Below are 15,191 nucleotides of genomic sequence, written 5' to 3' on the forward strand. Positions count from 1 at the left end.
AAGCCGAGTTTTCAAGGTGCTGCGCCGTCCACTTGGTTTTCGAGACTGGCCTTTTAATTCTAACGTAAAGCCAACCTAGAACGGCGGGGTTTCAGACCCAAAATTTCCGATGAAGGTATTTTTAGGATATTCATTAGTCAAGGGTCTAAGGGTCGAAAATTATTGTCTAGATTACTTTTCAAGACTTAAACAATAACAATCTCCAAGCAGATGCAGTCCTTTTCACTTACCTCCTTTGTCAATATAGCGCTTTTCACGTTACTGAGGTATCGACAAGTTTTGCCAACAAAGGGTTTAAGCCTCTTGCCCATGCCTCATTCTGATGAAAACTGCTATAAAATACTACTAATGACAACATTAACTATAAACTAAGTGAAGTTTTATATACTTCTTAATTTACCAGAGACCTAGAGCGGACTAAATAGGAACCCAGCACTTCTAGGTTGAGTCTAGAAACTTAGAAAAACAGGACCAGCATAGTAGGTTGAAAACCAAAAGCTTATTGTTGTATTCTCAGATAGTCCTCTAGTTTAGCTAGGAAAAGGGACTAGAGGTTTTTTACTCTAGCCCTAGGGTTAAGTGGGTTGGAATTAACCTAGAGATTTATTTGCCAAAAACGTAGATAGACAAATCTTGACGAAATTGACGCAATTCGTCTTTTAGCTGTTTCGCTTCAGCTAAACGTCTTTCTTGAAATTGACTTAAATCATCCTTCACCTGTTTAGCTCGATCTAGATGAAGTTGGCGTAAGTCGTCCTCTAGCTGCTTCGCTGCCGCTAAACGCTGTTCTTGGAATTGACTTAAATCCTCTTTCAGCTGTTTAGCTCGATCTAGATGCTGTTGACGTAAGTCGTTCTCCAGCTGTTTTGCTGCTGCTAAACGTTGTTCTTGGAATTGACTTAAATCGTCCTTTAGCTGTTTGGCTCGGTCTAGACGCTGTTGACGTAAGTCATCATCTAACCGTTTCGCTTCAGCTAAACGTTGTTCTTGAAATTGACGTAAATCCTCTTTTTGCTTTTCCGCCTGAGCTAAACGCTGTTTTTGGGTAGCTGTTAAGAACAAGTGGCTTTCCTGTTGAACTTTTTGGAAAGATTGGCGCAAAGCAGTTGCCTGTTCTTGCGCTTGTTTTTGTCTTTCAGTTTTGACATCCAACAGAAAAGATTGTACTTCTCGCGAGAGTTTAGCTACTTCTTCAGCAATCGATAAACGATCCTGGCGGAACTGTTCCATGAGAGCAGGCATGGGGTTGTCCTCAATTACTAAATACTATGGAATGGATTTGACCCAATCACCCGTTAGAAAAACCTTCACGGAGACTGGGGGGAGAGACAGCAGATTTCGACTTTTCTTATCATCCCAAAGTTGAGGTAGGGGACTACCCCAGACTGAGGGGCGCAACATCCCACCCCCAAAATGGCTTTCTACTCAGAAAAATAGTCAGCCTTACATTCTGGCGATAGACAGTAAACCTAGCTACAAAGGTCAAAATCACGGTTACAAAAATAACTTGTATAGGCCTAGCTTTGTTTTTGCTATCCGTTGCCGTGCCAACCTTGTCAATCATAGACCATTGCGCCCCAAGAGAGGGGTAACTAGACTCAATAGGGATTTAAAGAAAAGCCGAGGATCTGGAAAACCCAGTCGGGTTTTCACTCAGCAGATAGGAGAATCTGGGATCAACCCTTAAGCAGGAACCGCTGCAGATTGAGTCAGACCAACAGCTTCAGCATATTTGAGGTAGGTTTCAACAGAAGCGATAACTACACGAGCTTCAATCGCTAATAATTCGATGCCCCTTTTTGTTGTTTGTATAGAAAGTGTACAGTGCTGATCCCAAAATTTATCTATCGAACTACCGCATCTCAGGGGGCGCATCTTCCACACCAAAAATGACTTTCTATTCCGAAAAATAGTTAGTCCCACACTCTGGTGGTAGGGGGTAAACCTAGCTACAAAGGACAAAATCACGTTTACAAAAATAATTTGTATGGATCTAGCTTTGTTTCGCTATCCGTTGCCGTGCCAAACTGTCGATTATAGACTATTGCGCCCCAAGAGAGAGGTAACTAAACTCAATAGGGATCAAAGAAAAGCTAAGAATCTGGAAAACCCAGTAGGGTTTTAACTCAGCAGATGGGAGAATCTGGAATCAGTCCTTAAGCAGGAACCGCTGCAGATTGAGTCAGACCAACAGCTTCAGCATATTTGAGGTAGGTTTCAACAGAAGCGATAACTACACGAGCTTCAATCGCTAATAATTCGATGCCCGTTTGTACAATGCTGAGGTCATGGAGGATTCAGAAACTTATTTGGGGTTTCTGCCTTCATCACTTCCGCACTTTTAAAGATAACACCCTGTATTTGTCGTTGTCAATACCTAAGTTAGCTGTTTTTCGTTAAGAAGTATGTAGTAATTCTCAGTTTTTTTCGTTAAGAAGTGTGTAGTGATTTCTCAGATAAGTCCGATACATTAGACCTATTGCATAATTTTTTTATGGTATGATGGGCGGTTTTGCTTTTTTCTCGATTTTTAGATTAAAGTTGACAAGAGAATAAAATGTGATCTGAGGTCAGGAAATCATCTATACAGGGTAAGCTCATCTAAATTTGGTACAATTTTTACTTGACAAAAATTTCTGGTTGTGGTTCTGTAGTAGTGATGGAGGCTTAATGCTTTGCCTTGCTGTGCATTGTAGTCATGGATAAAATACCAAGCAGCGCCAAGGTGATTCTCCGTTTTTTTAGAGAAAGATAGATTCTCTCTCGCCAACAGAGAAATCCTTGGTCGAAAGGTGTTATTAAGTCTTTACAATGGGATTAGTTTGACCAGTTTCTTTTCCTAGCACTCGATGACGTTTACTCGGAATTACTGTCTTATATAACTCTCAAAAATCAGTGTAAGTAACAGCACATTGTCGGTAAACACCGGGTAAACTGGGCCGAAAGTTTTTTGGCTGCTTGGCGACTGCTATCTCCTAAATAGCCGCCAATAATTTCCCTTGTCTTTCTATCAATTGCCAGCCAAATGTAAACCTTTATCGTCTTAAAAAAACCAATGACTACATTTCATCACACTCTATGGATAATTTACCTTTTGATTTTTCTGGGTGGTGATTCGGTGGTGGTGAGGCTCTTCTGGTTTCTGTGTGGAAACGAGATCTATACTGATAGTTTCTTCAGCAAAATAGCAATAAAAGTCTTGCCTGATAAGTATTTCACGATTCCATAAGCAAAAATTATCACACAAAGTCGAGAAGAGCCGTGGTGATGGAGCCTTAATGCTTGGCTTTGCTGTGCATTGTAGTCATGGATAAAATACCAAAAGGCTCCCCAAGGTGATTCTCCATTTTTTTATAGAATCTCTCTCACCAACCGAGAAATCCTTGGTCGAAAGGTCTTATCAAGTCTTCCAAGGTGAGATTAGTTTGACCAGGTTCTTGGCTGTACCTCTCGATGACGTTTACTCGGAACTATTGTCTTATAGGACTCCCAAAAATGAGTGTAAGTAACAGCACATTGTCGGTAAACACTGGGTAAACTTGGCAAAAGTTTTTTAGCTGATTGGCGGCTCCTATATCCTAAATAGCCACCAATAAGTTCCCTTGTCTTTCTATCAATTACCAGCCAAATATAGACCTTTATCGTCTTAGAAAAAACAAAAGGACACATCTCATCACATTCTATGAGCAATTTACCTTTTGGTTTGTCCGAAACCTTGAGTTGACAGGGAACAGTCGACAGTTTATTGTTGACCTTTCGGCTTCGCTCAGGGTCAACGTCGAGGGAAGTCGAGACGTTGACATAATTTCGTAACCATGACCAACTTACCCCTGCTACTCTGGCAATTCCTCGTCAGGAAATTAGTTCGAGTAAGAGTTGATCGATTAATTGTTTGGTATCGGGATATCTGGTTTTATTAGTGGGATTGATCACAAACGGTTGACCACATTCTTCACAGTGAAGTTTGGATTTCCCATTATGAATATAACCGTTCTTGATAGTATGGTGAGAACCACAACTAGGACAAGTAAATACAGGCAAACTAGTGGGGGGATTTTGCTCCGTGCTAGGCTGATATTTGAGTAGGCCCTCCACGAGCCACAAAGAGATACTTATCAGAAAAGTCATGATCAAGGTAGAGGTTTAAGGACTGATTTGAGCCAATTATTTTTATTAATAAGTATTTTACACAGTTGATACCGAATAAGCAACATGGTAAGGTAAACACATCTTAACAACCCTTGACAAAATTAACCTCGTGTGAGTTGCTTGTCCAGAGAGCGATTCAGGCATATTTGAGTATAATTTCTCATCTCAACTGTTAAACAAAAATCGACTAAATGTTAAGAGTTCGTAACTATTTTGATTGATTGGTATCACTTGAAATGCCCACACGGATCACAAAATTGGCCGATTGTCAATAGCGTTTGATATGCGTTCCCCCCCCTCACCCACCCGAATTCGGGTGGGCAAGGGGGGGGGAGTAGGATGCCTGCCAGGACTATTGAAAATTGGTATTAGCTATTTCTTCGTGGACTGTAGCCACTATTTTCAGAGATTGCTGTAATGCGGATTTGTTGACATCCGTTTAGGTGGATTGACTGGCCAGAAATTGTCTTTGATAGTCTAAAAACTGGCCATGCCATTCCGCAAAACGCCGCTCCCCATCTTTGACTAAAAATTGGCGGTAGGCTTCCGAGGAAATCCAAGGCTTTGTTGGACGTTGTTGGTTTGTTGGGTGTTGTTGGGCAGAACGAGCTTGGTATTCAGCCGTTGATTGACGGCATTGGTTGTGATAATTTTGGTGCCATTCGCGATAGCGCCGTTCTCCATCCCGCACGAGGGCTTGGCGATAGGCTTCTGAAGATAGACTCATGGTGTTACTCCTTTTCAAATCCCTTGACGGCTTGGCCATAATTATAACACAATCCGTGAACTACCCAGTGCTGACCTCTCGTCAAGGTACGATACAGGCCTTTGCCCTCAGGGGCAAGGTTTTTTGGCTCTCTTAGGTTTGGTGGGTAAAATGTATTCTAAGATACAGTCTTGCTGGCGAGCTAGTGGAAAGAACCACAAAGACACAAAGGACACAAAGATTGATCGCTCTTATATAAGTTAAACTTATGACACAAAGAATAAGAGAGCCATTTTTTTGCTCTTGTGAGCCTGATTTGGCAAAGAAATGCCATATTTCTATTAGCACCGTTGTAAAAATCTCTGGAGAGTTGAGTTACTAATATGGTTAAAATTATCGGTCGTCAATCCCTGGGAAGGAAACCCGTTTACGATATTGGTGTGGAGAAAGATCATAATTTTTTGCTGGGCAACGGGTTAATTGCCTCCAATTGTTTTAATAAATCTCACTCCACTGCCTATGCTTACGTCACCTATCAAACTGCTTATTTAAAAGCTAATTATCCTGTGGAATATATGACAGCGTTACTAACTGCTAGTAGCGATAATCAGGATAAGGTGGAAAAGTATCGAGAAAACTGTCAGAAAATGAATATCGATGTCGAACCTCCCGACATCAATCGATCGCAAAAACATTTTACCCCGATTGGGCGCAAAATTCTCTTTGGTTTGTCCGCAGTTAGAAATCTGGGCGAAAATGCGATCGAGGCTATTTTAAAAGCCCGGGAAGCTGCGGGAGGAAAGTTTACTTCTTTAGGGGATTTTTGCGAGCGTGTTGATTTGCGAGTGATCAACAAAAGAGCTTTAGAAACGCTAATTTATTGTGGTGCTTTTGATAAAATTCAACCTAATCGCCATCAATTAATTGAAGATTTAGAATTAGTAGTTGCTTGGGCGCAAAAACGCACCAAAGAGAAAGAAAGTGGTCAAATGAATATTTTTGATATGCTAGGAGGGAGCATAGAAAATAAACAAGAATCCGAGTTTGAACAGTCTCCCAGTGCCACCGCAGTGGAAGATTTTTCCCTACAGGAAAAGTTAAAACTGGAAAAAGAACATTTAGGTTTTTATGTTTCCGAACATCCTTTAAAAGCTTTACAAAGAGCCGCTCAAGTCCTATCTCCTATCAATTTAGCTGACTTAGAAGAACACAAAACCAGAAAAAAAGTCAGTGCCATTGTCCTCTTAAATGCTGTCAAGAAAATTATGACCAAAAAGGGGACTCCCATGGCATTTTTAACCCTAGAAGATGCCTCGGGACAGTCGGAAGCGGTGGTTTTTTCCGATAGCTACGAACGTCTGCAAAAATTATTAGTGGAGGAAGCAACTTTAATGGTGTGGGGAAAAGTTGATCGCCGAGATGATCGGGTACAATTAATTATCGAAGATGCGGAACCGATCGAAACCATTAAAATGGTGATGGTTAATTTATCGATGCAAGATGTCGTCAACCAAAATCGTCAAAATCTTCTTAAAAGTATTCTGCAATCGGGAGACAAACAAAAGGCAAAAGTTCCCGTTATTGCCACCATTGGTGCGGGAACTCAGCGTCAATTTGTACGTTTAGGACAAAACTATTGGGTAGAGGATGACAATTCGGTGCTAGAGTCTCTAAAAGTTGCGGGTTTTCTGGCTAATTCTGCACCTCTGATTAATCATTAAATGCTAACTGGCAATTACCCAAGAGCCATGGCTGCGCCAAGATTGTTCCTGCAAAACCTTCTCGATTTCCTGTTTCGATAATAATTCTCTTTCGACCCACAAATCAAGACAAATATGGATTTTGATCACCTCTTTGACACTATTGCCACTCTTGTCCTCCATCATTCTCCTAGTGGGATGGAAACGGAAATCGATCGCTTTTTACTAGAACGCTTTCAAGAGTTAGGATTAGAAACATGGCAAGATCAAGCGGGAAATGTCATCGGCAAAATTAGAGGACGAGATTCGACCAAAAAAATTGCTATTACTGGTCATAAAGACGAAATTGGTGCTATTATCAAAGCAATTAATCCCGATGGTACTCTGCAAATTCGCCAACTTGGGGGAGCTTTTCCTTGGATTTACGGAGAGGGAGTGGTGGATATTATCGGTGATAAAGAAACCAAATCGGGGATTCTCTCCTTTGGTTCCCGTCATATTTCCCATCAATCCCCGCAAAAAGTGCAGCAGGAAAACACTCCCGTCACCTGGGAATCCGCATGGATAGAGACGAAATTGACTCCGGAAGAATTAGACGCTTGTGGGGTGCGCGTCGGTAGTCGAGTCGTGGTGGGAAAACACCGAAAACAACCCTTTCGACTAAAAGACTACATTGCCAGTTATACCCTCGATAATAAAGCTTCCGTGGCGATTCTTTTGGAATTAGCGGCCAGAGTAATTAACCCGGCAGTGGATATATATCTGGTTGCCTCAGCAAAGGAGGAGGTAGGAGCCTTAGGGGCCTTGTTTTTTACGGCAAATAACCGCTTAGATGCTTTAATTGCCTTAGAAATCTGTCCCCTCGCTCCTGAATATCCGATTAAGGATGGCAGCAGTCCTGTGTTATTGTCTCAGGATGGTTACGGTATCTATGATGAGCAATTAAATCAAGAATTAAGAATAGCGGCCGAAAAGGCCGGAATACCCCTGCAATTAGCTATTATTAGTGGTTTTGGTAGCGATGCCTCCATCGCCATGAAATTCGGTCATATAGCTAAGGCCGCTTGCTTAGGTTTTCCCACCCAAAACACCCACGGTTATGAAATCGCCCATTTAGGAGCCATAGCCAACTGCACTAGCATATTAGAAGTTTATTGTCAAGTAATTTAGCCATTTTTAGCAAAAAACCAGAGCATTAACAGAATAATAGCGATCGCCAGTCCGATAAAAACAGTATTTTTATGCTGCTCTAACTGCATGGGTGCGGGGGGTTCTTCTTTTTTCTGTTTATTTGTTCCCTTTTTAAATTGCGCTGTGCTATCGGGAAGTTTCTCTAAATCGGGAATCTTCGTCATCCACTCATCCGGGCGTTTGAGACGGGGAGCTTCGATAATATAAAGTAGACGCTTGGCCTGTTCGCGAATTTGATAGATAGGATGGGTAATAAGTTGCTTACAGATTTCACTGGCTTTCTCCCCCTCTCCCAACCCCTGATAGGCAGAAATTAACCAAATTTGTATCTCACCCCCTGCTCGGGATCCTAAGGAAATTAAGGCTAAAGCCGCATTTAATTGCTCGATACTAAGACGATATTGTCCACGCTCAAAGGCACTGATGCCAGCTTGATAAAGGTCTTGAAAAGAAAGATTTTCGGCCACGGAGTCAAGATCGAGATAAATGAAATTTTACATAAGTATAGCAACAGGTAAGAAGCAAAAGGAAACTTTCGGCTATCAGCCTTTTAGCTATCAGCTATCAGCCATCAGGCACCAGCTTTTTTCTCCCTGCTCCCAGCCTCCACGATTTAGGACTCATCGTTCGCCCATTTTTGGGGGCAAGATGGGGTCATCCGTTGCTTCTTTTTCTGCGATTGACCATCCCGTTATTCCTCCTAGGCTTCTTTGATGTTCACAGACCCATTTTTCTAGACAACAGATTTTATGATCTTCTTCACTTACTATATAAGTCAATAATAATACCCCTAGTTCCCCATAACTTAATCCTTGACGATTTCCATGAGGGGATGCTAGATTATTGTCTATGATTGACGCAATCCTCATTTGTTTTAGCCAATATATAATTACAGGGATATCATCTATTCTTTCTGACTGTGTTTGTGACGTAATTGAGCGACTCTTTGTTCGCCAACACTTGACTAGACAAAGATTTTAGCCTTTTTTGCACACCTTACCTCTTCAATTTAAGCGAACAGTGAGTTGAGAATCTCGGCAAAAATCTGCTACACTTTCTGCTAAACCTGTTAAAGCTGTACGGCATGAAAGAGAGGAACTATCTCTTACTAAATATACTAGCGATCTCTACCATAATAATTAGTCTAGTTTTAGGGATTTTACTTGACAAAAAAGCCGCCTTATTGGGAATTTTGGCAGTTCCCGCCATGGTTGCTTCTTTTATCCATCCCCGTCTGGGATTATTAGCCCTAATCATCTATCTTCCCCTGAGTAGTACCGTCACTTTTGCTGTGGCGAGAGTTTTTCAGATAAAAGGCAACTTCATTGGCGAAGAGCCATCCTATGCTCTCTACAAAATCGCCAAGGATGCCTTTTATTTCCCAGCTTTAGCGGCAATTTTAATTAAAACCAAAACTTTTAAGCAATTAATCCCCAAAATCAAGCCTTTTCTCATCACAGCTTTGATTTTACTTGCCAGCAGCTTGATAACTTTTCTTTCTATCAATCTACCCCAAGGAGCAATTGAAGTGGGAATTGTGGGATTAAAAACCCTCCTCGGTTATATTCCCCTAGTTCTCTGTGGCTACTATTTAATCAAGGAAAAACGGGATTTATTCGTGGTTAATCGGCTTTTAATCGCGATGATCTTAGTCTGTTGCTTTTTAGCTCTAATTCAATACTTCTTACTCGTCCAAGGCATCTGTCCCGATAGTGAATTCCTCAATCAACTAGAAGTTACTGCCCCGAAATCCGACACCCAATTTTATCCAGATATTAGCGAAAAAGCCAGCTTGAAAGCTCAATGTTTTGTTGGGGGTTCGGTGTTGTATAATCCCGATCGAGGCTTAATTCGTCTCCCCGGCACATTTTCCGATCCTTGGCAATGGGGTTGGTTTTTAGTATCTAGTAGCGTCATCAGTTACGCAGCCAGTTTTAGTGATCCGCAAAAAAGATGGCGCGTCGCTGGTTGGGTGGCAATGGTTTTAGTCTTCCTTGCGACTCTGGTTTCTGGACAAAGATTACCTTTATTGCTAGTACCTTTGTTTTATTTAGTTCTTTTTATTGCTACTAGCAAAAATAAACGAAAGTTACCATTAAAATTGGGAATCTTGGGGTTGCTTTCCCTGCTCGCGGTGACGTTAATTCCCTTTATTCGGGAAAGAGGACTAAATTTTATCGGTCGCTGGTTATATTCGTCTCCCATTGACTTTGTAGTCGATCAAATGCAGTGGGTCTTCAAATATGCACAGCTTTTTGGTCTTGGTTTAGGCACGGCCAGCAGTGGCGCTCGTCATATAGTGGGAGAAGAGGGGATAAGACTAATTGAAACCTACTACGCTAAACTCCTCTACGAAGTCGGTATCGTCGGTTTTATCGCTTTTATGGTACTGGTGACAATTCTCTGTATTTTCACCTTTAAAGCCTATTTAAAAGTAAAAAATGCTGCTTTAAAGCATTGGGGTCTCTGTATCTGGATTTTTATACTTTTTATTAGCTATAATCCCTACTATTATCCTCTCTCCGTCGATCCAGTTTCTGTTTACTATTGGTTATTCGCTGGAATATTGCTAAAACTGCCAGAAATCAGCGATAAATGGGAAGATGAGGCGATATTTCCCGAAAAAAAATGAAGTGGAGAATAAAGGAGATTTTTATCGATAATTACATTATCTCTCCACTGATAGGAGTTAACCGTAATGACAGCAGAAGCCGTTACCTATTCCCTCGAATCTGTCCTCAAGGAAATTAAAGATAGTATTCAAAGTGTTGATCGAAAGCTAGACACCTTCCAGAAAGATGTTGATCAAAGGAAATTAAAGATAGTATTCAAAGTGTTGATCGAAAGCTAGACACCTTCCAGAAAGATGTTGATCAAAAGCTAGATAATCTCGAAAAAGATTTCGATCAAAAGCTAGAAACCTTACACAAATTGGTGGTGGGTTAATAATTGGGGGTGGGCGAACGCGGTTCGCCCCTACAGATAAACAAAATTGAATTTTTTGATTAATTCGATATTGGTGGTGGGTTAATAATTGGGGGTGGGCGAACGCGGTTCGCCCCTACAGATAAACAAAATTGAATTTTTTGATTAATTCGATATTGGTGGTGGGCTAATTATTGGCTCTGGGCGAACGCGGTTCGCCCCTACTGTTTTATATTCTCACTTAAAACAACAAATCTAAATATAATTCTTGTGATTGTTGATCGATTGGCAGATAATCTCGATCATTTGGCCAGTTTTTGGGATTGTTAATAATATATTCTCGAACAACTGCTAGATACTTTTCATCTCGAAGAATTGATTCATAATAATTGCGTTGCCAGATAGGAGTATCTGTGTTCTGTCGAAGCAAATTAATTCGTTTAGTAACCGCCGATTTAAACCCCGCAATACATGACGATAAAGAATTCGGTTTCTGCTGTAGGGGCGCATCGCGTGCGCCCAAATCTAGGGGCGCATCGCGTGCGCCCAAATCTAGAGGCGCATCGCGTGCGCCCAAACTCTGATCGTCGCCAGAATAATCATTAATTATAACAATTCCATGAAAATGATTGGGCATAATAACCCATTCATCCAATTTAAAATTAGGTCGAATTTTGCAGGTTTTTAGCCATTCATCAGCGACAATTTTTCCTAATTGATTAAGGTATATTTGCCCATTTTTGATTTCTCCAAACCAGGATTGTTTTTGGTAGGTACAAATAGTGACAAAATATGCTCCGGGTTGGGAATAATCATAATTTCTGAGGCGAATAGAACGACGATGATGTTTTTCAGGATCAAAGGTCATATATATTCCCGCAATACTAACAAAACCTCTTATCAATTCCCATCATAAGCGATCGCAATTCACACCGACGTATTTTTCCTGAAACCCCCAAAAAACCCAACCCCCCCAAAACCCGTAGGGGCGCGTGCGCCCAACCCCCACCAAAAAACCCCAAAAAACCCAACCCCCCCAAAACCCGTAGGGGCGCACCGCGTGCGCCCAACCCCCACCAAAAAACCCCAAAAAAACCAAATCCCGTGATTAACCCGATTATTGCCGGTGGACGAACGCAGTTCGATAAACTCACTGACCACAGTTCGCCCCTACAAAATCGACCCGCCTAAGGGCGGGAAAGAAAAGAAAAAAGAAAAAATAGGAAATAAGGGTAAAAAGGGAAAAAAAGGGGAAAAGGGTTACAGAGTCCTCCCAGCACCGCACACCACCCGAAAACCGTTGTTGTTGCCGATGCCGCGGCGGTAGTAGTTGAAGCGGTAAGCGGAACGGCATTTATTCGGAAAGTAGTACCAAGAACCGCCCCGCAGAGGAGAACGATTATCATCCCCATTTTTTATCCAGGCACTGCCATCCGTCGGCGCACCGTCATAGTTATCGTGCCAAGTATCGGCGCACCATTCCCAGACATTGCCGTGCATATCGTAGAGTCCGAAGGCGTTTGGGGGAAACTGTCCCACGGGAGTCGTTTCTTCTCGATATTCTCCCTTCGCTTCCCCGGCGTAGGTTTCGCTGGCACGGTAGTTGGCCAATTCCCCCGTAATGGTTTCCCCAAAGTAGAATGGGGTAGTGGTTCCAGCACGACAAGCATATTCCCATTCCGCTTCACTCGGTAGTCGGTATTCCCTTCCGGTCAGCTTCGATAATCTTGCACAAAATTCGATCGCATCGTACCAGTTGACTTGTTCCACGGGACGGCGATCGCTATCGGGACGGTCTTTAAAATAGGCTGGGTTGAGATCAAGGTTGACCCTGAGCGGAGCCGAAGGGTCAACTTTTAAGTCGGTACGGGAGGCGATCGCTCTCCACTGTTCCTGGGTGATGGGATATTTACCTATAAAAAAGGGGGGGACGTTAACCTCATGTTGAGGACGTTCATCACCAAAACTATCTTTCTCGTCTTGCGGTGAACCCATCAGGAAAGTTCCCCCCGGGATGGCAAGCATTTCTAAGGTGATGCCGTTGCCCAAATCTTCGCTGAAATATTGGGACTGTTTCGACTCTTTTTTGATTTGCTCACCCTTCGCATTTACTCCCACGATCTGAAAGTTAAATACTGATAACAGTTGTTTTGGCTCTTCCGGTTCAGGATTGAATTGATGGGTAATTGCTCTTTCTAGTTGCTCAAATCCGTCTTCTTCCCAATAATCAAGCCGGTGAATATCTCGCAGATTCAACCCAACTTCTGCAAGTCGCAGATCAGGAATTTCGCATTCTTCTAACCTCATGGGGATAAAAAAAATTGTCCCCGGTAGCATCTCTCCCAAGGTATCAAGTGCAATCCTCAACTCCCGTTGGATATATCCCTGTTTATTAGCCGATTTCCCTGACAGACAGGCCAGAAAAATCTGACTAGCTTTAATCGCTTTCGGAATTTCATCTCGCCAAATTTGACCCGGAATCAGGTCTTTTTTATCCAACCAAGGTTTATATCCCGCTTGCTTAAGGCGGTTATACAGTGCCAAAACTGCTGGTTTGTCCTCACTGGCATGGGCCAAGAAAATTTGGATCTCTGACTTTTTCATAACTTTTTCTTATGACCACAAGTAGGGGAGAGCCAGATTAACTGGCTGAAAATCTCTAAATAAACCATTTAATTGATTATTACTCATTCTTAATTCTCCTGTCTCGGAGTCTCCTAACTACTGATTCCTCACCAACCAGGACAATTTGGGATTTTTACAGCAAGTCCACTTTCTCACTTTCCCCACCCGCGACCTTTTTCCGTTAGATTATAAATGGATACAAAACTTAACATTTTATCCAGAATCTACCGAGAGGGCAGACCGTGCGGCCAGATACCCTAGAAAATAACCAGCATTCAGCCGATAATTCGCTAGTTCCCGAAATTATCGCACTTAATCCTGAAATTGAGCCAGAGAAAACCGAATACTCGCCAAAACCGACAAAAACCAACTCTTGGCTATCGGGAGGAAAGGGTTTATTTATCGGTGTGGGATTGGGGGTTTTATTGACCCTAGGGGCGACTCGTTTCGCTAATCGACCCCAAACAGCCCAAAACCCCAATACTCAGCCCGTAGCGGCAAAAAATGAAGCACCAGCACAAACAGTAACCACCACTAGGGTAGAATCCACTCCCGTGGCCCGCACCCTGAAAGCGACTGGAAGCGTGGCAGCCGATGAATTAATCCCGATTCTTTCCCAAGCGACAGGACTACAAATCAAAGAAATCTTTGTCGATGAGGGTGATATCGTTAGCCAAGGTCAAATTCTCGCTCGTCTCGATGATACCGTCCTACAAGCGCAATTAACCCAAGCACAGGCAAATGTCGCCCAATCCCGGGCGCGTTTGGCAGAATTGCAAGCGGGGAGCCGTAAAGAGGAGATCGCTGGAGCTAAACAAACTATTCAACGCATAAAAGCCGAAATTAGTCAAGCTCGATCGGATTGGGATTTGGCTAAAAAACGGGTCCAGAGAAACCAAAGTTTAGAAGCGGAAGGAGCGATCGCCCGGGATCGTCTCGATGAAGTCCTCAACGAAGAAAGAAACAAAGCGGCGATCGTACAACAGACCCAATCTCGTTTAGGAGAAGCAGAGCAGCAACTGGCACAATTGCAAGCGGGCAATCGTCCTGAAGTGATCGCCCAAGCTACAGCCCAATTAGCGGAAGCTCAAAGCCGTTTAGCCATTGTTAACGCCCAATTAAACGAGACGCGCCTGATTTCTCCAGTTAGTGGCAAAATTGCCGAAAGAAATGGCCGCATCGGGGACACCACCAACGGTCAAAATGCTCTCTTTAAAATCATCGAAAATGGGCGTTTAGAGCTAAGATTGCGGGTTCCTGAGAATCAATTGCCCTTAATCCGCGTCGGAGCGCCCGTTACTATCACTTCCGATGCTAATAGCAGTTTAAAATTATCGGGACAGGTGCGGGAAATTAATCCCATCGTCGATGAGGCATCCCGTCAGGCAACGGTTAAAGTCGATTTAACCGACAATACAGGGTTAAAACCGGGGATGTTTTTACGAGGTGCGATCGTGACAAATATTAGCAATAGTTTAACCGTCCCCATGACCGCGGTTTTACCTCAAAAAGATAATCAAGCTCTAGTTTATTTAGTGGAACCTGATAACACTGTCACGGCCAAAACTGTGCAATTAGGTCAAATTATGCCCAATAACCGCGTGGAAATTCTCACCGGTTTACAAGCGGGCGATCGCATTGTGGTCAAAGGGGCAGCCTATCTCGGTGATGGCGACAAAATTACGGCAATCAGCGATCAGTAATCAGTAATCAGTGATCAGTAAACAGTAATCAGTAATCAGTGATCAGTGATCGGTGAAAAGACAGTAGCAAACTGCCATTTGATCAGGCTCACTTAATATATACTGCTCACTCAAAACTTAAAACTTAAAACTCAAATCTGATAACTGATAACTGATAACCGGTAACTGAAAACTCACATCTGGTAACTGATA

At 42.5% G+C, this 15,191-nt stretch carries 10 protein-coding genes and 3 pseudogenes; 5 read left to right on the plus strand and 8 right to left on the minus strand.

Annotated elements, in window-relative coordinates; genetic code table 11:
* Positions 1-603: 603 nt before the first annotated feature.
* From gvpC to LW728_RS03160, 4 genes and pseudogenes are all read right to left on the minus strand, one after another.
* Positions 604-1,242 (minus strand): gas vesicle protein GvpC, encoded by a 639-nt coding sequence (gene gvpC, locus LW728_RS03145; protein WP_002803850.1) that lies wholly within the window; start codon positions 1,240-1,242, stop codon positions 604-606.
* Between the two features lie 1,575 nt (positions 1,243-2,817).
* Positions 2,818-3,104 (minus strand): annotated as a pseudogene (locus LW728_RS03150) (ISNCY family transposase); the annotation flags it as partial.
* A gap of 316 nt (positions 3,105-3,420) precedes the next feature.
* Positions 3,421-4,128 (minus strand): annotated as a pseudogene (locus LW728_RS03155) (IS1/IS1595 family N-terminal zinc-binding domain-containing protein).
* Positions 4,129-4,588: 460 nt separating this feature from the next.
* The gene (locus LW728_RS03160; protein ID WP_002803853.1) at positions 4,589-4,876 is read right to left on the minus strand and encodes a hypothetical protein; all 288 of its coding nucleotides are present in this window, start codon (positions 4,874-4,876) and stop codon (positions 4,589-4,591) included.
* 362 nt (positions 4,877-5,238) lie between these two features.
* Between LW728_RS03160 and LW728_RS03165 the strand changes: the two genes are divergently transcribed.
* Positions 5,239-6,576: a helix-hairpin-helix domain-containing protein gene (locus LW728_RS03165; protein ID WP_002803855.1), complete on the plus strand. Its 1,338-nt coding sequence runs from the start codon at positions 5,239-5,241 to the stop codon at positions 6,574-6,576.
* A 114-nt stretch (positions 6,577-6,690) separates the two neighbouring features.
* Entirely contained in the window at positions 6,691-7,725 is a 1,035-nt protein-coding gene (locus LW728_RS03170) for a M42 family metallopeptidase (protein ID WP_287765145.1), read from the plus strand.
* Here LW728_RS03170 and LW728_RS03175 read toward each other — a convergent pair.
* Together LW728_RS03175 and LW728_RS03180 are read right to left on the minus strand one after the other, a co-directional pair.
* The gene (locus LW728_RS03175) at positions 7,722-8,213 is read right to left on the minus strand and encodes a hypothetical protein (RefSeq protein WP_002803860.1); all 492 of its coding nucleotides are present in this window, start codon (positions 8,211-8,213) and stop codon (positions 7,722-7,724) included. The two genes, LW728_RS03170 and LW728_RS03175, sit on opposite strands and share 4 nt — an antisense overlap.
* Before the next feature lie 153 nt (positions 8,214-8,366).
* The gene (locus tag LW728_RS03180) at positions 8,367-8,615 is read right to left on the minus strand and encodes a hypothetical protein (RefSeq protein WP_002803863.1); all 249 of its coding nucleotides are present in this window, start codon (positions 8,613-8,615) and stop codon (positions 8,367-8,369) included.
* Between the two features lie 215 nt (positions 8,616-8,830).
* Here LW728_RS03180 and LW728_RS03185 point away from each other — a divergent pair.
* Positions 8,831-10,409, plus strand: a pseudogene (locus LW728_RS03185) (hypothetical protein).
* 35 nt (positions 10,410-10,444) lie between these two features.
* Positions 10,445-10,597: a hypothetical protein gene (locus tag LW728_RS03190; protein WP_287668865.1), complete on the plus strand. Its 153-nt coding sequence runs from the start codon at positions 10,445-10,447 to the stop codon at positions 10,595-10,597.
* A 315-nt stretch (positions 10,598-10,912) separates the two neighbouring features.
* Here LW728_RS03190 and LW728_RS03195 read toward each other — a convergent pair whose 3' ends face one another.
* Positions 10,913-11,539, minus strand: a complete 627-nt coding sequence (locus LW728_RS03195) for a transposase (RefSeq protein WP_287765149.1) — start codon at positions 11,537-11,539, stop codon at positions 10,913-10,915.
* A gap of 392 nt (positions 11,540-11,931) precedes the next feature.
* Entirely contained in the window at positions 11,932-13,275 is a 1,344-nt protein-coding gene (locus LW728_RS03200) for an SUMF1/EgtB/PvdO family nonheme iron enzyme (protein ID WP_287765151.1), read from the minus strand.
* A 263-nt stretch (positions 13,276-13,538) separates the two neighbouring features.
* Between LW728_RS03200 and LW728_RS03205 the strand changes: the two genes are divergently transcribed.
* Entirely contained in the window at positions 13,539-14,999 is a 1,461-nt protein-coding gene (locus LW728_RS03205; RefSeq protein WP_287765153.1) for an efflux RND transporter periplasmic adaptor subunit, read from the plus strand.
* The last annotated feature ends 192 nt before the right edge of the window (positions 15,000-15,191 follow it).

The organism is Microcystis sp. 49638_E5 (assembly GCF_021300285.1).
In the GTDB taxonomy this organism is placed as follows: domain Bacteria; phylum Cyanobacteriota; class Cyanobacteriia; order Cyanobacteriales; family Microcystaceae; genus Microcystis; species Microcystis aeruginosa_C.